This is a genomic window from Candidatus Hydrogenedentota bacterium (genome assembly GCA_012730045.1).
In the GTDB taxonomy this organism is placed as follows: Bacteria; Hydrogenedentota; Hydrogenedentia; order Hydrogenedentales; family CAITNO01; genus JAAYBR01.
Genome location: JAAYBR010000032.1, coordinates 29790 through 51519, shown reverse-complemented (window position 1 = coordinate 51519; position 21730 = coordinate 29790). Strand labels below are relative to the sequence as shown.

Annotated in this window: 13 protein-coding genes; 8 read left to right on the top strand and 5 right to left on the bottom strand. The window is 70.1% G+C overall.

Features of this window, described 5'->3' with window-relative positions; all coding sequences use genetic code 11:
* Window positions 1–331 precede the first annotated feature (331 nt).
* Window positions 332–895 (bottom strand): sigma-70 family RNA polymerase sigma factor, encoded by a 564-nt coding sequence (locus GXY15_03440; GenBank protein NLV40268.1) that lies wholly within the window; start codon window positions 893–895, stop codon window positions 332–334.
* A gap of 308 nt (window positions 896–1203) precedes the next feature.
* Between GXY15_03440 and GXY15_03435 the strand changes: the two genes are divergently transcribed.
* Entirely contained in the window at window positions 1204–4029 is a 2826-nt protein-coding gene (locus tag GXY15_03435; protein NLV40267.1) for a hypothetical protein, read from the top strand.
* A gap of 119 nt (window positions 4030–4148) precedes the next feature.
* On the opposite strand, the gene GXY15_03430 is transcribed toward GXY15_03435, so the two are convergent.
* Window positions 4149–5810, bottom strand: a complete 1662-nt coding sequence (locus tag GXY15_03430) for a sodium/solute symporter (protein ID NLV40266.1) — start codon at window positions 5808–5810, stop codon at window positions 4149–4151.
* 407 nt (window positions 5811–6217) lie between these two features.
* On the opposite strand from GXY15_03430, the gene GXY15_03425 reads away from it, so the two are divergent.
* The 7 genes from GXY15_03425 to GXY15_03395 all read left to right on the top strand — a co-directional run bounded on the left by GXY15_03425 (window position 6218) and on the right by GXY15_03395 (window position 16567).
* Complete coding sequence (locus GXY15_03425) at window positions 6218–8950, top strand: hypothetical protein (GenBank protein ID NLV40265.1); 2733 nt, start codon at window positions 6218–6220, stop codon at window positions 8948–8950.
* A 423-nt stretch (window positions 8951–9373) separates the two neighbouring features.
* Window positions 9374–10267 (top strand): methionine synthase, encoded by an 894-nt coding sequence (locus tag GXY15_03420; protein ID NLV40264.1) that lies wholly within the window; start codon window positions 9374–9376, stop codon window positions 10265–10267.
* Window positions 10268–10479: 212 nt separating this feature from the next.
* Window positions 10480–13416: a hypothetical protein gene (locus GXY15_03415; protein ID NLV40263.1), complete on the top strand. Its 2937-nt coding sequence runs from the start codon at window positions 10480–10482 to the stop codon at window positions 13414–13416.
* Between the two features lie 60 nt (window positions 13417–13476).
* On the top strand, window positions 13477–14166 hold the full coding sequence (locus GXY15_03410) for a YdbL family protein (protein NLV40262.1): 690 nt from the start codon (window positions 13477–13479) through the stop codon (window positions 14164–14166).
* A gap of 105 nt (window positions 14167–14271) precedes the next feature.
* Window positions 14272–15123, top strand: a complete 852-nt coding sequence (tatC, locus tag GXY15_03405) for a twin-arginine translocase subunit TatC (protein NLV40261.1) — start codon at window positions 14272–14274, stop codon at window positions 15121–15123.
* A gap of 14 nt (window positions 15124–15137) precedes the next feature.
* Window positions 15138–15563 carry a twin-arginine translocase subunit TatB gene (gene tatB / locus GXY15_03400; GenBank protein ID NLV40260.1) on the top strand — a complete coding sequence of 142 codons (426 nt, stop codon included), beginning with the start codon at window positions 15138–15140 and terminating at the stop codon, window positions 15561–15563.
* A 5-nt stretch (window positions 15564–15568) separates the two neighbouring features.
* Window positions 15569–16567, top strand: a complete 999-nt coding sequence (locus tag GXY15_03395; GenBank protein ID NLV40259.1) for a methyltransferase domain-containing protein — start codon at window positions 15569–15571, stop codon at window positions 16565–16567.
* A 194-nt stretch (window positions 16568–16761) separates the two neighbouring features.
* On the opposite strand, the gene GXY15_03390 is transcribed toward GXY15_03395, so the two are convergent.
* The 3 genes from GXY15_03390 to GXY15_03380 form a co-directional block, all read right to left on the bottom strand.
* The gene (locus GXY15_03390; protein ID NLV40258.1) at window positions 16762–18276 is read right to left on the bottom strand and encodes a hypothetical protein; all 1515 of its coding nucleotides are present in this window, start codon (window positions 18274–18276) and stop codon (window positions 16762–16764) included.
* A 164-nt stretch (window positions 18277–18440) separates the two neighbouring features.
* Window positions 18441–19817, bottom strand: coding sequence for a sigma-54-dependent Fis family transcriptional regulator (locus tag GXY15_03385; protein NLV40257.1), 1377 nt, complete (start codon window positions 19815–19817; stop codon window positions 18441–18443).
* 145 nt (window positions 19818–19962) lie between these two features.
* Window positions 19963–21702: a glycoside hydrolase family 31 protein gene (locus GXY15_03380; GenBank protein ID NLV40256.1), complete on the bottom strand. Its 1740-nt coding sequence runs from the start codon at window positions 21700–21702 to the stop codon at window positions 19963–19965.
* Window positions 21703–21730 lie beyond the last annotated feature (28 nt).

Genomic DNA, 21730 nt, shown 5'->3' with positions numbered 1-21730 from the left:
CTTGGTCGGTGGATCCGGCGTCGGCGAGATTGCTTCAGTCGCTCCGCTCCTTCGCAATGACGGGGACTTGGTCGGTGGATCCGGCGTCGGCGCGATTGCTTCAGCCGCTCCGCTCCTTCGCAATGACGGGGACTTGGTCGGTGGATCCGGCGTCGGCGCGATTGCTTCGGTCGCTCCGCTCCTTCGCAATGACGGGGGGACGCGGCGGCATCAAGAAGGCCGGCGCGCAGCGCGTCATTGCGAGGCGGCGCCCCGGCCGCCGCGGCAATCTCTTGTCGGAATGCCTCCGCTCTGACACACCCTACAGGCCAATCGCTCGCATGCCGGTGATTCATGATCCGTGGTCCCAGGCCTCCAGTTCCCGGCGCAGGCTTTCCCGCGCGCGGGCGAGGCGGCTCCGCACCGTGCCCACGGGGCATCCGACCGTTTCGGCGATGGCCCCGTAGTCCATGTGTTCGTATTCGCGCAGCAGCAGCACCTCCCGCTGGTCCTCCGGCAGGCGCAGGAGCGCCGCCTCCAGCAGGCCGCCCAGCTCCGACGCCTCGGCGTGCCGGTCCGGCGTCACGCCGCCCGCATAATCCACCGGCGCCGCGTCCAGCGACACCATGCGGTCGCGGCCGCGCCGTTTCCCGTTGCGGATGCAGTTCAGCGACAGGTTCCGGGCGATGCCGAAGAGGAGGGTGGAGAGCCGCGCCCTCGGTTCAAGTGTCGGCAGGCTGCGGTGGAGCCCCAGGAACACCTCCTGGGCGACCTCCTCCGCGTCCTCGAGGGAGCCGGTCATGCGGGCGCAGAAATGGACCACCGGCCGCTGATAGCGCCGCACCAGCCGCGCGAACGCGTCCGTGTCGCCGTCCCGCGCGCGGAACGCCAGCGCCCAGTCTTCCGTGTCCTGCATGGGCCGCTCCATCAACCTGCCCCTTGTAACACCGCCCGGCCCGGAAAGTTCCGGCGCCGGAAGCTCCGCCTTATTGTGGGGCCCCGGCGCGGGAAGAGTCCACCCGCGCCCGGCGAACCCGGACCGCCGGATAAGCGACGGCCCATGCGTCCGCTCCAGGGCGCAGCAAGCGGCGCCCCTGCACGGGGATTGCCCGGTGTTTTCGTGTGTGCGCGGGGCGCACCGGGAATGTATGATAGGGGGGTGGCGGAGCGGGTCTTTCCGGGACTTCCCCCGGGGCGCCGTCTCCCGCGGGACGGGGTGGTCCTATGATGCTGTCGGCACTTTCCGCGCTGGTGTTGGCGCTTTCCGCGGCGGGCAACGCCCCCCGGGTGGCGGGTGACATCTATCTGCAAACGGACTCCTTTGCCCTGATCCTTTCGGCGGACGCGCGCGCCACGGGGGTGATGGACATGCGCGCCGGGGAGGATTACGGCGTTCCGGACACGGGGGTCCCCTTCGCCGCCGTGCGGCGAGGCGGCGAGACGTTTCCCGCGACATCGGCCTCGTATGAGAACGGGCAGCTCACGCTGGAGTTCGCGGACATCAAAGGCCGCGCCGTCTTCTGCGTCACTTCGGCGTTCCGCCGCATTGAATTCGAGGTGTCCTCCCTCACCTGCGAGCGCGCGGCCGAGCTGGTGTTCGCCCAGATCCCCACCACCCTGCGCGGCGCGCCCGACGAACCCTTCGCGGTCAGCCCGCTCGCGCTGAACCTGGAGACGAACTGCGCGCAAATCCCCGGCCTCTGCCCGGGCCTCACGGGGTTCACCGCCCCGGAGCGGTTCGGGTTCCGGGGGGCCAAAGGCGCCGTGGTCGCCGCGCCCATGGCCGGGCTCCGCGACGCGCTGAAAGAGGCGCTCCAGTCCGCCGAAGGCCTGGAGCACTCCCCCCTGGGCGGCCCCTGGGCGCAGGAGGCGAAGATCAACCGGGGCTCGTACCTCATCGCCACGGAGGACGTGACGGAGGCCAACGTCGCGTACTGGATCCAGGCCGCCCACAGCGTCGGCGCGACGCAGCTCGACCTGCACGGCGGCCACGCGTTCCGCTGGGGCGACTACGAGGTGAACCGCGACGTGTACCCGCGCGGGCGGGACAGCCTCAAGGCCGTCGTGGACACGATCCACGCGGCGGGCCTCGCCGCCGGACTCCACACCTACGCCTTTTTCATCGCCAAGGAGACCCCCTGGGTCACGCCCGTTCCCGATGACCGGCTCGACACCGACGCCGTGTTCACCCTCGCGGAGGGGCTGGGCGCCGACGCGACGGAGGTGGCGGTGAACGAGGACACGGCAACCCTATCCGCCGTCACGGGGTTCCAGGTGCGCAACAGCGCCACGCTCCGCGTGGGCGACGAGTTGATCACGTACACCGGCGTGTCGAAGGAGGCGCCTTACGCCTTCACGGGCTGCACGCGCGGCGCGCTGGGCACCAAGGCCGCGCGGCACGCGCGCGGGGCAAAGGCCGCCCACCTCAAGGAGTGCTTCGGCCTCTTCGTCCCCAAGGGCGACTCCACCCTGTTCACCGAGGTCGCGCGGCGCACGGCGGACCTGTTCAACGAATGCGGTTTCGACATGCTCTATCTCGACGCGCTGGACGGCGCGGACACCCTCGCAGGGGGCCCGCACGCGTGGCATTACGCCGCGAAGTTCACCCATGAGCTGGCCCGCCGCCTCGACCGGCCCGCCGTCATGGAGATGAGCACCTTTTTCCACCACCTGTGGCCCCTGCGCTCGCGCATGGGCGCGTGGGACTGCCCCGCACGGGGTGCCCGGGACTTCGTGGACGCCCATGTCCTCCACAACCGGCGCTGGGAGGCGTCCTTCCTGCCCGTCCATCTCGGGTGGTGGGGCGTGTTCGGGTGGGGCGGCGTGCAGCCGGAGCGCAGCTTCCCCGAGGACATCGAGTATGTCTGCGCCAAGGCCCTCGCCACGGACAGCAGCCTCTCCTACATCGCAGGGGTGACGCCGGAGACCCTGAAGACCGGCGGCGCGGGGCGTTTCGCCGGCATCGCCAAACGCTACGAGGCCCTGCGTGCGGCGGGCACCGTGCCCGTTTCCGTGCGGGCGCGACTGGCCGCCCCGGGGAAGGAGTTCACCCTCGACCCCAAGGCAGACGGAAAGTTCCTCCCCCTGGACCGGTCCCGCCACACCGTCACCGTGACGGGTGCGCCCGCGGAGGTGACGGTGGCCAACCCCCACGGCGAGCAGCCCCTGCGGCTCCGCATCGAGGCGCTGCTGTCGGCCGGGGACCCCGCCTCCCCCGACACGCTGGTACTGACGGATTTTCAGGGCGTCGGCGAATTCGCCCCCGCCACCGCCCAGCAGGGGGTGGAAGCCACCCTCGCCCCCGGACCCGCGGCGGTGCTGACGGCGAAGAACGCCTCCGCCGAGCCGGGCCGCGCGTGGGCCGCCTTCCGGTCGGAGTTTGCCGCGCCCCTCGACCTGACCCACCGGGGGCTGGCGCTTACGGTGGAGGGCGATGGCCAGGGCGCGGTGCTCAACGTGCAGCTCCGGGCCTCGGAGCATCTGGGCGGCGGCATCGCCGACCACTACATCCCCCTGGACTTCAAGGGGCGGCGGCAGGTGCTCCTCGTCGAGCCGGAGTCCGACCGGCTGGCGACCTGGGAATGGCCCCACACCCGCCGCCGGGGCGACTGGGCCGCCGACCCCGACCGGCTCACGGGCTTCCTCTACCCCATGTACCACATCTGGGTGGACTACGCCAGCATCGCCTCCATGAGTGTCGGCGTCACCAACCTCCCCAAGGGGAAAACCGTAACGGCGAAGTTGGGGCCGGTGCATGCCGTGAAACTGCGCGCGGGCGTGGTGGCGAACCCGTTCCTCCTCATGGGCGGCGAGACCGTTGTCTTCCCCGTCACGCTCGAGGCCGGGGAGTATCTGGAATACAACGACTTCGCGGACTGCAAGGTGTACGACGCGCGGGGCGCGTTCAAGGCCGACATCGTGCCCCTCGGCGTGCTGCCCCTGCTCGCGGCGGGGGACACGGTCTGCGCCTTCGCCGCCGACCCGCAAAAGGACGGCCCCGTCCGCGCCCGGCTGACCTTCACGACCACCGGGGAGGCGCTGAAGCCGTAGGGGGAATGGACGATATGGACTGTATGGACGGGATGGACATAACGGCGGCGCCGTTGCCCAGCCCTCTCAGTCCATAGCGTCCATGCCGTCCATCTCGTCCATGGCCCGGCCGCCCCGGCTCACCCCGTGAAGTAGAGGTAGACGCCCAGGATCAGCCCCAGCACGATGCAGGTGTGGATGACATCCCAGCGGTTCCAGCCCGCGCGGATTTCGTCGCGGCCCTCGGCGGTGACGGTGGCGTAGGTGAGGCCGGTGATCCGCTTCTCGTCCGGCGGGGCGGTGGCGTAGCTCACCACGACCAGGGCGGCGCAGCAGAACACGAACAGGAACACGCAGAAGAGCAGGAAGTTGATGTGGCCATAGGCCGCGGCGAGGGCCATCGGTCCGGACAGCGCCTCCAGCGCCGCCGGCTCGAAGCTGTTCGCGTAGACCTGGCATGCCAGCTTGAGCAGGCCCAGGGCGAAGCCCGCCCCCAGCGCGGCGACCGCCCCCGTTCCGTTGAGCCGCTTCCAGAAGACGCCAAGGAAGAACACGGCCGTCATGGGCGGCGCGAGGTAGGACTGCACACTCTGGAGGTACTCGTAGAGCGCCCCGGCCACCATCTTCATCACGGGGATCCACGCGATGCCGAGCACCACGACGACGGCGGTCACGACGCGCCCGACGGTCACCAGCTCCCGCTCCGACGCCCGCGGCTTCAGCTTCTGGTAGATGTCCACCGTGAAGAGGGTGGAGCAGGAGTTGAACAGGGCGGACAGGGAGCTCATCAGCGCGGCCAGCAGCCCCGCGATCACCAGCCCCTTGACACCCACCGGCAGGATTTGCGACACCAGCGCGGGGAAGGCCTGGTCCGGGCTTTCCAGCACCAGCAGGTTCTTCTTCGCCAGGGCGTAGGCGATCATCCCCGGCACGATGAACAGGAACACGGGCGTCAGTTTCAGATAGGCGCCGAAAATGGTGCCCCGCCGCGCGATGGTCAGGTTGCGCGCCGCCAGCGTCCGCTGCACGATGTACTGGTCCGTGCACCAGTACCACAGCCCCACGATGGGCGCGGCGAAGAGCATGCCCGGCCACGGGAAATCCGGGTCGTTCCAGGGCCGCCACATGTTGAAGTGCGTCGGGCCGCACTGCGCCCGCAGCTCGGCCCAGCCGCCCAGATGCCACAGGCCCAGCGCTGTGATCGTCAGCGACCCGACAATCAGCACCACCGCCTGCATCGCGTCCGTGTACACCACCGCCTTCATGCCGCCCACCACCGTGTAGATGCCCGTCAGGATCACCGTCGCCAGCGCGCCCACCCAGAAACTGTCCAGCCCCGCGATGTTCACGTCCGGGAACAGCGTCGCGAAGACCGTGCCCCCCGCGTACACCGTCACGCTCACCTTCGTGAACACATAGGCCGTAAGGCTCACGATCGAGAGGATCCACCGCGCCGCCGGGTTGTACCGGCGCTCCAGAAACTCCGGCATCGTGAACACGCCCGAGCGGTAGTAGAACGGCACCAGCACCCACCCCAGCACCAGGATGCACCACGCGTGCAGCTCATAGTGCGCCATCGCCATCCCGCTCTTCGCCCCCGCCCCCGCCAGCCCCACCAGGTGCTCCGACCCGATGTTCGACGCGAACAGCGACGCCCCCACGGCGAACCACCCCACGTCGCGCCCCGCCAGGAAATAGTCCGCCGACGTGTTCTGGTTGCGCGACGCCCACAGGGCGATCCCCGCCACCGCCCCGAAATACACCGCGATGATCGCCCAGTCCCAACCCGCAAGCACCGTCATGGCATGGTCCCTCTCTTGCGCCGCGACCCCCGCGGCCCGCCCCGGCATTGTAGCCGAACGCCCCCGGAAAAACCCATCCCCGTGGGAACGCGGTGAAATGCACGCCATCATGCAGAATACCCGTCACCCGAAGGGTGCGACGGTCATGTCGCGAAAGAAGAGGGCGCAGCAAGCAGCGCCCCTACAGATGGCGACTCCCGCGCCGTTGCGTGAGCCCAAGGCAGGAGGCCGTAGGGGCGCCGCTTGCTGCGCCCTGGAGCGGACACGAAGGCCGTCGCGTATCCGGTGATGCGGGAGCGTCTGGATGGGTGCCCGGCGTCTGTAGGAATCCGCTTTTTCGTCGGGGGTGCCCGGGAGTACCATGGTTGGCGGGCCGCGCCTGTGGGGCCCCCACTGGGAGAGACGCCATGACGGGGATGATCGGTGTGCTGGTGTGCGTGCTGTCGGCGGCGGACGGGGCGGGGACGGCGGGGGCGGACCTGCTGACGCCCGCGCCGTTGACGGCGTCGCTGGAGGGGCATGCGGGGCGGTATGTGGACGCCATTGTGGACCAGTGGCTCCTGCCCGCGCCGGACGCGAATCCGGGCATGCTGGAGATGATGCGCCTGCGCGACCGCGCGCCGGACTATGAGGACCCGGTGCCGTGGGCGGGCGAGTTCATCGGCAAGTTCCTCACGTCGGCGGTGCTCATGCGGCGGATTTCGGACAGCGCGGCGCTGGACGAAATGACCCGCGGCCTCATCGCGGAGCTGGTCGCCACGCAGGACGCGGACGGCTATCTCGGCCCCTTCCGGAAGGGCGAGCGCCTCCTAGGCCACTGGGACCTGTGGGGGCACTACCACGCCATGCTCGCCCTGCACACCTGGTTCGCCGAGACGGGCGACCGGGCGGCGCTCGCCGCCGCGTGCAGGGCCGCCGACCTCGTCTGCGCCACCTATCTCGACACGGGCCGCCGCGTGCTGGACGCGGGGTCGGCGGAGATGAACATGGCGGTCATCCACAGCCTCGGCCTGCTCCACCGCGAGACGGGGAAGCCGGAGTACCTGCGCATGATGCGGGCCATCGAGGAGGACTGGGCGCGGCCCCCGGCGGGGGACTACCTGAACGCCGCCCTCGCGGGGACGGAGTTCTACCAGTCGCCGAAGCCGCGCTGGGAGAGCCTGCACCCCATGCTCGGCCTGGGCGAGCTGTTCCGCATCACCGGGGAGGCGAAATACCGCGACGCCCTCCTGCACTGGTGGCGCAGCATCCGCGCGCACGACGTCCACAATTCCGGCAGCTTCTCCACCAACGAGCAGGCCACGGGCAACCCCTTCATGCCCGGGTCCATCGAGACCTGCTGCACCGTCGCGTGGATCGCGTACTCCGTCGAGGCCCTGCGCCTGTCCGCCGACCCCGCCGTCGCCGACGCGCTGGAGCTGGCCTTCTGGAACGCCGTCCTCGGCTACGAGCACCCCAGCGGCCGGTGGTGCACCTACGACACGCCCATGAACGGCAAGCGCCCGGCGTCCGCGCACTCCATCGTGTTCCAGTCGCGCCCCGGCACGCCGGAGCTGAACTGCTGCTCCGTGAACGGCCCGCGCGGCCTGGCGATGCTGTCGGACTGGGCGGTCATGCGGGGGGCGGGCGGTCTCCATCTGAACTACTACGGGCCGGGCACCTTCACCGCCAGGGCGGACGGCGCGGAGGAATGGACCTTTGTCCAGCGGGGCGGATACCCCGCGGACGGGGAGCTGGAGATCGAGGTGCGGCCCGACACGCCCCGGCGCGCGGCGCTCTTCCTGCGCATCCCCGGATGGTCGAAGGAGACCGTGGTGAAGGTGAACGGCGCGGCGGTGCCGGGTGTGGCGGCGGGCGCCTATCTGCGCGTGGAGCGGGAGTGGAAACCAGGCGACGTCATCGCGATGACTTTCGACATGCGGCCGCGGGCGCTCCGGGGCGACGCGCATGTCCAGTGGCGCAGCTCCCTCTACCGGGGGCCGCTCCTGCTGGCCTACGACCAGAAGTACAACGCCTTCGACCCGGCAGACCTCCCGGAACTCGACCTGGACACGCTGGCCCTGACACCCGCCGACCCGCCCGCGGGCCGGTTCGCGCCCCTCGTGTGCTGCCCCGTGGTTGCCCCCGACGGGCGCACGCTCACGCTGGTGGACTTCGCCACCGCGGGCGCCCACGGCACCCGCTACGAGTCCTGGCTGCCCGTGCGCAACGCGCCGCCCGCCCCGTTCTACGTCACCTGGCCCGTCCCCGGATCGCGCGTCCCGCCGGAGGACCTCATGGTGGAGTGGTCCCCCGCGGCGGAGGAGGGGGCGGTGTATGACGTGACCGTGGCGCGGGATATGGAAAGGACCGATGCCCTCTGGCACGCGGAGGGCCTGGAAGTCCCCCATGCGGCCCCCGAATTCGGCCGCGACGCGGCGGCCGGGCCCGTCTTTGTGTGCGTGAGGGCGCATGTCGGCGGCGCGGTGGTTTCCGCCGTCGGCTCTCCGCTCTGCGTGGCGGTGGACCCCGCGCTGCCCTCGCGCATGAAGGGGACCGTGCTCGACGCGCCCCTGCGCGGCGCGCCCGACCCGGCGGCGGGCGCGGTGCTGGCCGCCGAACAGCTCGCCCCCGCGCCCGGCCCCGACGGCGCGGCGGACGGCGCCCTGCGCTTCGACGGCAAGGCCTCCAAGCTGGTCTACGACGCCCCCGGCTTCCCCACGCGCAACCACACCCTGTCCGTCTGGTTCCGCGCAGAAGCCCCCGACCCGGCCAACAAGGGCTGGCAGGAGATCGTCTCCGCGTGGTACCAGGGCGGCTGCGACCCCCTGCGCCTCGCGCTGACGGGCGGGCAGCTCGTGGTCCGCATCGAGCACCCCATGGGCACCTTCCAGACGCCCGGCGTGCCCGTGGCGCGCGGCGAATGGACCCATGCCGCCGTCGTGAAACGCGGCGCGGCGATACGGCTCTTCGTCAACGGCGCGGAGGCCGCGTCCCTCGCCGTGCCCGAACTCCTCGCCACGGACGCGAAAGCCCTCGGCGTCGGCTGCAACCCCCTGCACTCGGAGCTGGAGGGCTTCCACGGCGACATCGCCCGCGTCCGCTTCCAGCGCGAGGCCCTCGACGACGAGGCGGTGAAGGCGCTCGCCGAGGCGCGGTGAGGCCTGATCGCCGGACAAGACACCGTGAGAAAGGGAGCCGATCCGGGAACGAGATTGCTTCGCTACGCTCGCAATGACGGGGAAACGCGCGTCATTGCGAGCGTAGCGAAGCAATCTCGCTCCCGCCAAAGCCCCGGCCGGCCCGGTCATTGCGAGTCGGCCGCCCCGGCCGGCGCGGCAATCTCTTGTCTGAACGCCTCAAGTTCTCCGCGTCTCATGGGAGGATGCCTTGATCTTCTCTGCCGCAGGCACGTTCGGCGTGAATCCACAAGGCGCGTTGCTCTGCGGGCGTCTCGACGGTCCTTCCTCATCCGGTGCCCAAGGGGAAACATCCCCGCGCGTTGGGTTTGGACGGGGGGGCGGTGTACACTGTTTCTACCGGGCTGCGGGGCGGCCTGTTTGACCCCAAGGACGAGGAAAGCCATGAAGACAATGCGCGAAGAGACGGCCTCCGGCCGGGTGCTGGTGTCGGACGGGGCGTGGGGCTCCTTTCTGGTGGCGAAGGGCATGCAGCCGGGGGAATGCCCGGAGCTGTGGTGCGTGGAGCGTGCGGACGATGTGCGGGGCATCGCCGCCGTGTACGCGGCGGCGGGCGCGGACATTGTCATGACGAACAGTTTCGGCGGCACGCGGTTCAAGCTGGCGCATTTCGGGCTGGACGGGCGCGTGGCGGAGCTGAACCGCGCGGCGGCGCGGCTTTCGCGCGAGGCCGCCGGGCCGGACCGCCATGTGATGGCCTCCATGGGCCCGACGGGCAAGCTGCTGATGATGGGCGACGTGGCGGAGGAGGAGCTGTACGACGCCTTCCGCGCGCAGGCCGTCGCGCTGGAGGAGGGCGGCGCGGACGCCGTGACGGTGGAGACCATGTCCGCTGTGGACGAGGCGGGCATCGCCGTGCGCGCGGTCCGCGAGAACACGGGCCTGGAGGTGGTGGCGTCGTTCACCTTTGACCGGAAGACCGACGCGGGCTGGCGGACCATGATGGGCGTCAGCCCGGAGCAGATGGCGGAGGAGATGCTCGCCGCCGGGGCGCACATCCTCGGCGCGAACTGCAGCCTGGGCTCGGCGGAGATGGCCGGGGTGGTGGCCGCCCTGCGCGCCGCCGCGCCGGACACGCCGGTCATCGCGCATCCGAACGCCGGGCGGCCCCTCCAGCATCCCGACGGGCGCATCGAGTACCCCGAGACGCCGGAGATCATGGCGGCGAACGTCCCCGCGCTGGCCGCGGCGGGCGCGGGCATCATCGGCGGCTGCTGCGGCACGGGGCCGGACCACATCCGCGCGATCCGCGCCGCCGTGGACGCGCTGCGCGGCTGAACATTTGAAGGCTGACACGCGTGTTTTCCGCCGCGCCCCGCCACGAGCGGAAAAGAGCGGCCCCGGAGAGGTGACACGGGCTTCCAGCCCGTGGATTGAGTCATGGATGCGGCCCGAAAACCACGGGCTGGAAGCCCGTGCCGCCTCAAAGGCGCGGGCCGGACATCTTCGCGAAAACATGGTCTTTCACCCTGAACATGCACTGAGGGTTTATGGATCAGCCGTCTGTCCCTGACAAACGCACCGAATCCCCGGCGCGGCCGCGTCGGCGCGTCCTCCGCGCGCTGCTCGTGCTTGCCCTGCTCGCCGGGGCGGCGTGGATGGGGGGACTTCCGCACCGCGCGGCCTTCAAGCTGGCCGGGGATTTCCTCGGGGGGCGGGTGTCGGGACGGCTGCACCTGGGTCAGGGCGGGGCGCAGGTCACCCATCTGAACGTCCGCGATCCCGAGGTGCCCCTGCCGTGCCTGCTCACGGCGGAGGAGATGACGCTGTCCTTTTCGCCGGAACAGGGCCGGCTCTTCGGCGACCTGGCGGTGCGCCGGCCGATCCTGTCGCTGGTGCGCGCCGACGACGGGGCGGCCAACTACGGCTTCCTGCTGCGCTTTCTGGCGCAACCCTCCAGCGGCTGGGACATTGAGCGCTTTGTGCCCCGGCAGGTCCGGGTGACCGGGGGCGCGGTGCACGTGTCGGGGCACGGCGGCGTCCGGCTTCAGCTCAACGGGCTGAAGGCCGATGTCTCCCTCGCCTCGTCCACCGCGTATTCCGGCGGGGTGGGGCTGGACGGCGACATGATCCTGGAGCGGGGGGGCGAGACGCTTGCCCGGCTCACGGGCCTGCGCGAGCAGGCCGCCTTCTCCGCCGAGCTGCGCGCCGACGGCGCGTCGGCGTCGCTCCGCTATGACAGCCCGGAGGCCGGGGACGCCGCGGACCTCTCCCTGGAGACGCGCACCGCCGGCGGCGACCGGGAACTCCGCGTCTCCCTCGCGCGGCTCGCGCTGAACCGCCCCGAGTGGGGGCGGCTGGCGGGGTCGTTCCTCCCTGTGGCGTTTTCCTCGGTGAACGTGGAACAGGGGAAGCTGGCCGCCGCGTGGCGCGGCGGGGCGCCCGCGCTGGACACGCTGGCGCTGCGCGCCGCGGTGCCCGGATTGCGCGTCGGGCCGCTGGAGACCCCCTGGGCCGCCGGCGACCTCGCCGTGGACATTGCCCCCGGCGAAGCGCCCGGTGCGTTTGGCGGGTCGGTGACGTTTGGAAACCTGCCGCCGCTGACGCTGTCCGTGGCGCAGGACGCCGCGGCGTCCCGCCTGTCCGTGCGGGCAGGGGTGAAGGAGCTCCCCGTGGGCGCGCTGGGCGGGGCCGTTCCCGCCGCCGCCGCGCTGGCGCGGATTCCCGGCCTGAAATCCGTGACCGGGAACGCGGAGATGGTCTCCTCGCCGGAGGGGCTGAACCTTGCCGGAACCGCGTCCGCCGCGCTGGCCGCAGACACCGCCACCGTGGAGTTTTCAGCGGTCCGCGCCGCAGGACAGGAGGGGGTCGAAGGCGCCGCCGCCGCGCACCTCGGCGACGGGTCGGCAACCGCCAAAATGAAATACGGTGACGCGGGCGTTTCGCTGGACGCGGCGCTTTCCAAGCTCGCGCCCGCCGCGTGGTGGCGCGGGATCACGGGGTCCGGACTTTTGGACCCGCTGGCGCTCGCGCTGGACGGCCCGGTGGCGGTCTCCCTGCCGGCGGCGGGTGGATGGACCGTCCAGGGAACCCTGACCGCGCCGCCGCCGGGCTGGGGCGGCGCGGCGCTGCCCGACGACTGGCCCCTGTCCCTTCAGGCATCCCTCTCGGGAACGCCGGACGCGGTGACCGGCTCGTTGTCGGCGGCCTTCGGCGATGCGGCGCGCGCGACGGCGGAGAAGCTGCGGTTTGCGCCCGGAACAGGCGCGGCTTCCGGCGACCTCACCATCGAGACGGAACTGGGCCCCTGGGCGAAGCTTGCCGGGTTCCCGGACTTGTGGGGCACGCTCCGGGCCTCCGCGAAGGGGAGCCGGGATGCCAAGGGCGACCTCACCGCGCCGGTGACGGTCACACTGGAGGCGCTGGGCTACGGCGGCTGGTCCCTCCCCTACGGCATGGAGACCACCCTGTCCGCCGACCTGCGCGCCGTCCCGTCGCCGCTGCGCCTGCATGCGGGCACGGTCCGCGCCGCCCTCGGGGAGGACACCCTTTTCACTCTCGAGAGCGCCGGCTGGCAGGAGGGCCTGGCCGTCCTTGGCGGCCTTTCCTTCGAGACGGGGCTGGGGCCGCTGGTGTCCAAGGGCTGGCTGCGCGAGGCCGAGGGCCGCGCGGAGGCCCACTGCGGCGCCCTGGCGTTCGGCGGCACGGCGGCGCAGGGGTCCGCGCCCGTTGAATACAGCGCCGCCTTCCCTCGTCTGGTGTTGTCGGCGGTGGACGCCGCGCTGGAGGGCGTCGCCGCCTCGGGACAGTTGTATTGCTCCGACAGCGGGTGGGCTGGGGCGGGCGCGCTTTCCGCCGAATCCTGCACCGTCGCGGGCACCCGCTGGTCGGCCATTGCGGGAAAAACGCGTGTGGAAAACGGCACAGTCCTGCTGGAGGAGGCCACCGCGGCCGTCTTCGGCGGCAGCGTGGGAATGACCGGAACGGCGGCGCTTGTTGACGAGGGCATGCCCCTGAGGGTGGACATGACCGTCAGCGACGTGGATTTGGCCGTGTTCACGCAGGAGTTTAAGCCGCCGTCGGTCGTGCTGACGGGCCGCGTCGGCGGTACGGCGGATTTGCTGGTGCGCGACGCGAAACTGGCCGACCTGCATGTGGACCTGGCGGCGTCCAGCGGCTTCTCGCTGAACAAGGACATGGTGGAGCAGCTCCTGACGAGCCAGTATGTGACCACCATGACCGGCGGGAAACAGGTGACCGCCCTGATCCGCGACGTGCTCGGCGACGACCCCCAGCGGGCCTTTGACGCGGCGGTGCTGACCCTTGCCCTGCGCGACGGGCGCATCGAGGGGGTGGCCCGGCTGGAGAGCCGCGACCTGAACCTGACGATGGACATCAAGGCTGATCCGGCGGCGCTGCTGGAGGCGCTGCGGGCGGGCCGCGACGGCGCGTCGGCGGAGGTGGCGAATCCGGACGGGATGCAGTAGAATGGCAGCGAGGACACCGGACGGCCGCCACCGGCGGCAAACTACTGAGGAGAGCGGATCATGCGGATGAAAATCGGACTCGCGGCGGCTGTTGCCCTGTTTCTTGTCACCGTCGGGTGCGTCATCCGCACCGAGCACCGCATAGACGCCCACATCACCCTCGACATCCGCCACATCGCCGCCCAGGCGGAGAACGTGCTGGACTTCGTCGAGGGCAAGACGGACGCCCTGCCCGGCCTCGAGGCCGAGCCCGCCGCCGGGCCGCAGTCGCGCGCCCGCGCCGTCCTGCAGTTCTTCAGCCCCATGGGCGTCGTCCACGCCGACACCCTGAAGGTCACCACCTCCCCCCTCGTCAAGGAAATCGCCGTGCGCATGCGCGACCGCAACCCGCGCGTCGAGGCCTTCAAGGCCCCCGGCTGCTTCGGCGAGAACAACCGCGGCTACCTCGAGCTGCGCGAGTGCGACGCCCTCGGCGACAACGAGAAGCGCAACGAGGCCCAGAAGCTCCTCGCCGAGGAGAACAAGGACCGCAAGGCCCTCTACAACGAGATCGCCCGCCTCAACGCCGATACCGGCGTCACGGTGTCCGCCGTCGAGGGCATCTACGCCCTCGAGCGGCTGCGCCGCGCCAAGCCCGGCGAGGTCTTCCAGCTGCCCGCCGCGGGCGCCGACTTCGACAGCGTCAAGGGCTCCGACCTCGGAATCCGTCTCGGCGACAAGTGCGTCCCCGGCGCGTGGGTCACCGTCTGAGGCGGGACCCGCCACCCTGCGGCCGCCGTTCCCGCCGGTGAATCGCCCCGGCACCGCGCGGTGTGCCATAATAGGGGGTTCATGGCCCCAAGGAACCCCCCGCGGATGGAAAACGACGACAAGAGAATGACGTTCACCGAGCATCTGGGCGAGCTCCGGACGCGCATCATCCGCTCCATCATGGCGCTGTTTGTGGCGGTGCTGCTCTGCTACGCCCTGTCAGACGTCATCCTCAAGCAGCTGGCCCGGCCCCTGGCCCCGCTGGGCGAGCGCGGCATGATCTCCGCTCCGGCGGCCGTCCCCGCGGCCGGGACGGATCCGGCGGCGGCTCCTCCGGCCGCCCCGGACCAGAAGCCCAAGCGCAGCATGGAGTGGACCGTTCTGAACCCCATTGAGTTTGTGGTGGTCCAGTTCAAGATCGCGGGCTACGGCGGCTTTCTCCTCGCCCTGCCCTTCATCCTCTACCAGATCATGGCCTTTGTCTTCCCCGGGCTTCTCCCGCACGAGCGCCGCGTGGTCCAGATTCTGGCGGGCGGGTGCAGCGCCCTCGCCATTGTCGGCGTGGGGGTCGCCTATTTCGGCGTGTTCCCCCTGGTCCTCCCCTACCTGCTGGAATGGACCCCCGAGTGGGTGCAGATCCAGCTGCGCGTCACCGAGACGCTGAGCATCATCGTGAAGCTGCTGGCCGGTTTCGCCATCGCGTTCCAGTTTCCCATGGTCGTGCTGGTGCTGGTCTACATGGGCCTGCTCACCCCGCAGTCCCTGCGCGAGTACCGCAAGTTCGCCATCGTCATCATGGCGGTCGCCGCGGCCATCCTGACGCCGCCGGACGTGTTCTCCATGAGCATCATGCTCCTGCCGCTGGTGATCCTCTACGAGGCCAGCATCTGGATGTCCTACCTCGTCCTCCGCAGGAAGAAGAAGAATGAAGAGGCCGCCGCGGCCGAAACCCCCTGAGGAGTTGTCATTCCATGTTTGACATGGGCATAGGCATGGGCGAGATGATCTTCCTGGCCGTGATCGCCCTCGTGGTGCTCGGCCCGGAGAAGTTCCCCCAGTACGCCAAGATGTTCCTCCGCGCCTTCAAGGACGTCCGCGGGTACATGGACGAGGTGAAGACGGACGTCGCCCGCGAGATCAACCCCCTCCGCCGCGAGCTGGACAAGCTCAACCGCACGGACCCGGAAAAGCTCATTGACACGCTCATGGGGGGCGATGAGAAAAAGCCCGAGGTCACGGCGGAGGGCGCGGCGGCGGCGGACACGGCGGCGGACAGCACCTCCGACGCCGACCCCTACGCCAGGCCGCCCGACTCTGCGGAGACGGACGGGGACGCGCCGGAGGCGGAGGCCACCCCCTCCGAGTTTGACGTCACCCCCCCGGAGAGAATGGACTGACCGCCATGGACCCGCTCCAGGAGTACAGCACGGCCCTCAGCGGCATTGCCAACGCCTACCGGAAGTCCCAGACCCTGTTCACCGCCGTCGAACTGGACGTGTTCTCGCACCTCATCCCCGCCGCCCCGGCGGAGCATGTCGCCGAAAAGACCGGGTGCAGCCTGCGCGGCGTCCGCATGCTCCTCGACGCGCTGGTCGCCATGGAACTCCTCTGGAAGGGGGACGGCCGCTACGGAAACACCCCCATGGCCGAGGCCTGCCTTGTGAGGGGCGCGCCCGCCTGGCAGGGCGACATCATCCGCCATGCCGCCGCAAACTGGGACGCCTGGGGCGGCCTCGCGGAGTGTGTGCGCACCGGCACCTGCGCCCCCCCGGCCAACGAGCGCGAGCGCTCCGGCCCCGCCCTGCGCAACTTCATCCTCGGCATGGACAACATCGCGCGGTTCAGCGCCCAAAGCGTGCTCGGCGCGGTGGACCTCTCCGGCCGCCGCCGCATGCTCGACCTCGCGGGCGGCCCCGCCACCTACTCCATCGCCTTCCTCCGGGAACACCCCGCGCTCCGCGCCACGCTCTTCGACCGCCCCGCGGTCATCGATATCGCGCGGGGGCAGGTGGCGGACGCCGGACTCGCGGACCGGTTCGGGTTCCTTGCCGGGGACTGCCTCGCCGACCCCCTGGGCGGCCCCTACGACCTCGTCTTCATGTCGAACATCATCCACAGCTTCAGCGCCGACGAGAACCGCGTCCTCGTCGCCAGGGCCTTCCAGAGCCTGGAACCCGGCGGCATGCTCGTCATCAAGGACTTCCTCACGGACGACGGCCGCACCGGCCCGCCCTACAGCCTCACCTTCGCCCTCATCATGCTCGTCAACACCCCCGCCGGCGGCACCTACGCCGTGTCCGAAGCCGCGGCGTGGACCGACGCCGCCGGATTCCTCCCCGGGCGCATGATCCCCCTCACCGCCCAGTCCCGCCTCTGGATCGCCGAAAAACCCCGCGCCTAGCGGGGAACCACCGCCCCCCGGGAAGAGGGCGCGGCAAGCGGCGCCCCCCCGGGAAGAGGGCGCGGCAAGCGGCGCCCCTACATGCGCGGACCCGAGCCCACGCAATGACGCGGGAATCCCCGCCCGTAGGGGCGCCGCTTGCCGCGCCCCGGAGCGAGCACATGGGCCGTCGCTTGTCCGGTGATCCGCCCCGGTCATTCCCCGTTGAACTTGAACGAATAGAGGTCGGCGTCGCGCAGGGTGATTTCCATGACGACCGGCGTGCCGGCGAGGGCGGCAAGGTCCCCGTCGGGGAAGGGGACGTTCCGGTCCAGGGCGTCGCCGAAGAGCTCGACGGACTCAAGCGTCCGGTCCGCGCCCACGAGTTTGATCCGGACATAGCCCAGGGCCGAGGTGGCGAAGTTGACGGACAGGGCCTTTCCCGCGAAGAGGAAGGGCTTGGTGACGGCGGTGGCGGGTGTGTAGGGGGCGCGGAGGGAGACAAACCCGTCCACGCGCAGGGTGTGGCGGCGCAGCTGGTGGTGGCGCATGGACCAGTGCCCCTCGGGGTCGTACATGGAGATCTCGTTGGGGAGTCCCGGCCGGTCGTTTGCGGTTTCGATCATGCCGACCGCCGGGTAACAGTCGCCGTAGACCCAGTTGAACTCCCCCTCCGGACCGGGGGTCATGAAGGCCTCGTCCCATCGTTTCCAGGACGCGCCGTCGCGGGAGGACATGAACACGCAGTCGGTGACGGCCAGCCCGAAGCGCGGGTGCCCCTGCATGCGAGCCCGGCGGCGTTCAACGCCGGGCAGCTGGTCGTAGTTTCCCGTCCACTCCCCCCGCTCCACATAGCGGGAGGGGAACCCGACGAAGACATGGTCGGCGCGGTAGTAGGGCTGGACGGCGTTGGTGTACAGGGGGTAGTCGTCGGCGCCCCGGAAGTCGAGCGGCACGGGGTCGGACCACTCCCGGAAATCCCGGGACACCATCCAGCGCACATCGCGGATGCCCGCGTTCAGGTCGCCGCCGGGGACATTGTGGAAGTCGCGGATGTAGCACCGGTACTGCCCGGCGTGGCGGTCCCAGAAGGCGATGTTGAGCGTGTCAAACTTTCCCTTGTCCGTCATGCGCCACGCCTTGGCGAAGTGGATTCCGTCGGCGCTGGTGAAGCACCAGAGGAAATGGTCGTTGCCGTCCACGCCCACGCCCTTGTACCGCTCCTCCGGCGGGCAGGCGGGGTTGGCGTCCTTGAACACCGAGAAGTTGTCGAAGAGGGCGGTGGCGCCGTCGAGCAGGATGTTGTTCTCCCGCATCCCGCGAAAGTCGCAGATTCCCAGCCGGGGCTTGACCCAGGTCCTGCCGTCGCGGCTTTCGGCGTAGCAGACGACCATGGGCTGGCTGCTCAGGCGCGTGCCGTCCTCGTTCAGCTGCTGTCCGGCGAGGTAGTACATGCGGTGGAGGCCGTCGTCGTTGAGGAGGTTGTAGTACCCGCCGCCGTCGCCCTCCCAGGGCTCGTCGGAGACCATGACCACCTCCGCCGGCCGGGGATGATGCAGTGTCAGGACCGCGGTTGTCCGGGCGGTGTCAAGAAGGGCGTCATCCCAGAACAGCTCCCTTCGAGACCCGATGTCCACGGGGGCCGCGTTGTCCTGGGCTGCCGCCCGGACGGGGGCGAACGCCCCGGGGACGGCCAGCGCGATGATCATCATTGCGGCGGCATGCTTCATTTTCGGCACTCCCTGTGTGCGCGCCGCATCCGGCCGCGGTTCGCGGCCGTTCCGGAGCATTCTCTCCGCGCCGAATTCCGGGTCGTGCGGGCACGTGTCCTTCCCCATTGTACAGAAACGGGCTTCCCCCTCAAACCCCGATGGCGGCCGCCTTCCGGCGGGGGTCACTCGTCGGCGGCGGGGGCGGTGCGGTCTATGTCGTGCTTTTTGAGGCGGTACTGGAGGGTTTTGTAGGTGAGGCCGAGGAGTTCGGCGGCCTCCTTGATGCGGCCGCCGGCGCGGTCGAGGGCCTGGCGGATGAGGTCCTCCTCGAGGTCCTCCATGACGAGGCCGCCGGGGGGCAGGAGGAATCCGCCGGTCTGGGGGGAGGGGGTCCGGAGTTTCTCGGGGAGGTCGTCCGCCGTGAGGCGCGGCGCGCTGGAGAGGATGAAGGCCTGCTCCAGGGTGTGCTCCAGCTCGCGGACGTTGCCGGGCCAGCGGTAGCGGCGGAAGGCGTCCAGGACGTCGGGGACGACCACGGGGGGGGCAATCCCCAGTTTCTTCCCGAGTTTTTCGCGGAAGTGGGCCACCAGCAGGGGGAGGTCCTGGGTGCGGTCGCGCAGGGGGGGCAGCTCGATGGAGAGGACCTCGAGGCGGTAGTAGAGGTCCGTGCGGAAGGCGCCCTCCTCGACCCGCTGGCGCAGGTTGCGGTTGGTGGCGACGATGACGCGCACGTCCACCTGGCGGGGCTTGGACGCGCCGACGCGCTCGATGACGCCGTCCTGGAGGACGCGGAGCAGCTTGGCCTGGCTCTCGAGGCGCATGTCGCCGATCTCATCGAGGAAGAGGGTGCCGCCGTTGGCCAGCTCGAACTTGCCGGGGCGGCTGACCTCGGCGCCCGTGAAGGCGCCCTTCTCGTGGCCGAACAGCTCCGACTCCACAAGGGTGTCGGGGATGGCGGCGCAGTTGACCACGATGAACGGCTTGTTCCGCCGGGGGCCGGAGAAGTGGATGTGCCGCGCGATGAGCTCCTTGCCCGTGCCCGACTCGCCGAGGATGAGGACCGTGCTGTTGACGCTGACGGCGCGGCGGGTGCGCTCGAAGACCTGGCGCATGGCGTCGCTCTGGCCGATGATGTTGCCCAGGGACACCGACTCGGTGACCAGCTCGCGCAGGCGCAGGTTCTGCCGCTGGAGCTCGGCCCGGTCGCCCGTGCGCGTCATCACCAGCAGCAGCTCGTCCTTGTCAAAGGGCTTTTCCAGGTAGTCGGCGGCCCCCTCCTTCAGCGCCGTGACCGCCGTCTTCACCGTGGCATGCGCCGTCATGATCACCACCGCCAGCTCCGGCCGGATCCGGCGCGCGGCCCGCATCAGCTCCAGCCCGTCCATGCCCGGCATCCGCATGTCCGTCAGGAGGATGTCAAAGTCGTCCTCCTCCAGCGCGGCCAGGGCTTCCCGCGCCTCCGCGCACGGGCGCACGGAGAAGCCCGCCACCGTCAGGATGTCGGCGATCACCTCCCGCTGGACCAGGTCGTCTTCTGTCACAATTACGCGAAACGGCATGTGCGGAGCATTCCTTCCCGGGGGCGCGGAGGCGGGAAACCGCCCCGTCCCCGTGAACAACGCATTTTAGCATGTCTCCGGGGGACGACATGGACGGTATGGACGGCATGGACCGTATGGACCCCGGTCAGAGCGGGGGCTTCCCTCAGCGGATGAGGTACTGTCCCGTGGCGGTGAGGGGGCACTTCACCACGAGGCGGCGCTTTTCGGCGTCGTAGGTCCAGTCGGTCCCCTCGGCGAGGGCGGCGCCGTCGCGGGAGACGGCGGCCGGCTTGGCGTCGAGGAGCACGCGGAGGATGTGGGGCTTCGCCACGCCCTCCAGCTTGACGGAGACGCCCTGGTCCTTCTTGACCGTGACCGTCAGCTCGCCGGGGTTGTCCGTGTGGTGGACCGTGAAGCGGCTGTCGGCGGCGGGGTAGATGTTGAGGGTGAGCATCCCCTCCCAGTCCTTCGCGCCGATGCCGGTGTAGTCGCGGCGGACGTTCATGGGGAGGATGGCGCCGTCGCGCACGTAGACGGGGTACTCGTCCATGGGGAAATTGCGCGTGAACGTCTTGGGACCCTCGATGACCTCGGCGTCGTTGAACCAGTAGCGCCATTTTCCGGCGGGCAGGACGACCTCGGAGGTCTCGGAGTCGCGGTAGATGGGCGCGACGAGGAGGTCGTCGCCGAAGAGGTAATGGTATTTTCCGTTCTTGAGGGGGCGCATGAGGGGCTTGCCGCCGCGGTGGGCGGCGACGGTGTGGCTGTACATGTAGGGGACCAGCTCGGAGTGCAGCCAGGAGTACTCGCGGACGACCTCCAGCTCCAGGGGGGAGCGCATCCACATGCGGCGCTCGCCGTGGCCGCCGTTGAGGAAGAGGCCGCAGAAGGTGGAGAACTGGGCCCAGCGGATGTAGAGGCTGGCGGGGATGGGCTCGTCGCCGTGGTACCCGGCGATGTCGGACCCGACGATGTTGTAGCCGATCTTGGCGCTGCCGAGGATGCAGGTGAGGGCGCGCTCCAGCCCGCGGGACTCATATTCCCAGGTGTGCGTGTTGTCGCCGACCCAGTTTGCCGGCGAGGCGTCGAGGGGCGCGAATCCCTCGGGGTGCGCCTTGGGGAGCACGCTGTCCAGCGCGCGGCCCAGGGTGACGAACTCGGGGTTCTGCGTGAGGCCGTGGGTGTACTCGTCGCGGTAGTAGTGGTCCATGTAGCCGCGCATGGTCATGAGGCCGCCGCGGGTCTTCGCGTAGGGGAAGGGGATTTTTCCCCTCCACGTCCCGAAATAGGTGGCCGTGCCGTCCAGCTTCCAGCCGTCCAGACCCCAGTCGAAGACCTGCTGCTGCATGCCGCGCCACCAGGCCATGGCCTCGGGGTTGGTGTAGTCAATGAGGCCGCCCCGCCCCTTCCACCATTTGATCTCGCCCGTGTCCGCGAGGTGGCCCTTGTTCCGGGCCTCCTCATACCACGGGCGGGAATCCGTGACCGCCGTGTCCTTGCTCTCGCTGTCCACGAAGCAGGTCATCCACAGCACGACGCGCACGCCCCGGTCCTTGACGGACTGGAAGAAGGCGCCCGGGTCGGGAAAGCGCTCCGTGTCCACCTCGAAGTCGTTGTAGCGCAGGGACCACGGGCTGTCAATGAGGACGGCGCCCACGGGGAAGTCATGCTGGAGATAGCCGTCAATCAGCTCGTTGGTGAAGGCGGCCGTGTTGTGGTCGTCCTCCCAGATCCAGGGCTCCAGCGCCCACGCGGGCGTCAGGGGCACGGTGCTGTGGCGCTGGGCGTTGAAGGGAACGCCCCACACGGGGAGAAAGACCACGAAGTACGCGAACAGGAACACCCCAAGGGCCAGCGCCCCCGCCGCGATGAGCAGTTTCCTCTTCCATCCAGTGAATGACATGGCAGCGTTCCCAGATTGTGTTGTTTCT

Excerpts from the sequence above, each read along its gene's own strand:
- GXY15_03435 (NLV40267.1), top strand. The coding sequence starts at position 1,204 with ATGATGCTGTCGGCACTTTCCGCGCTGGTGTTGGCGCTTTCCGCGGCG.
- GXY15_03385 (NLV40257.1), bottom strand. The coding sequence starts at position 19,817 with ATGCCGTTTCGCGTAATTGTGACAGAAGACGACCTGGTCCAGCGGGAG.
- GXY15_03440 (NLV40268.1), bottom strand. The coding sequence starts at position 895 with ATGCAGGACACGGAAGACTGGGCGCTGGCGTTCCGCGCGCGGGACGGC.
- GXY15_03415 (NLV40263.1), top strand. The coding sequence starts at position 10,480 with ATGGATCAGCCGTCTGTCCCTGACAAACGCACCGAATCCCCGGCGCGG.
- GXY15_03410 (NLV40262.1), top strand. The coding sequence starts at position 13,477 with ATGCGGATGAAAATCGGACTCGCGGCGGCTGTTGCCCTGTTTCTTGTC.
- GXY15_03390 (NLV40258.1), bottom strand. The coding sequence starts at position 18,276 with ATGAAGCATGCCGCCGCAATGATGATCATCGCGCTGGCCGTCCCCGGG.
- tatB (NLV40260.1), top strand. The coding sequence starts at position 15,138 with ATGTTTGACATGGGCATAGGCATGGGCGAGATGATCTTCCTGGCCGTG.
- GXY15_03430 (NLV40266.1), bottom strand. The coding sequence starts at position 5,810 with ATGACGGTGCTTGCGGGTTGGGACTGGGCGATCATCGCGGTGTATTTC.
- GXY15_03395 (NLV40259.1), top strand. The coding sequence starts at position 15,569 with ATGGACCCGCTCCAGGAGTACAGCACGGCCCTCAGCGGCATTGCCAAC.
- GXY15_03380 (NLV40256.1), bottom strand. The coding sequence starts at position 21,702 with ATGTCATTCACTGGATGGAAGAGGAAACTGCTCATCGCGGCGGGGGCG.
- tatC (NLV40261.1), top strand. The coding sequence starts at position 14,272 with ATGGAAAACGACGACAAGAGAATGACGTTCACCGAGCATCTGGGCGAG.
- GXY15_03420 (NLV40264.1), top strand. The coding sequence starts at position 9,374 with ATGAAGACAATGCGCGAAGAGACGGCCTCCGGCCGGGTGCTGGTGTCG.
- GXY15_03425 (NLV40265.1), top strand. The coding sequence starts at position 6,218 with ATGACGGGGATGATCGGTGTGCTGGTGTGCGTGCTGTCGGCGGCGGAC.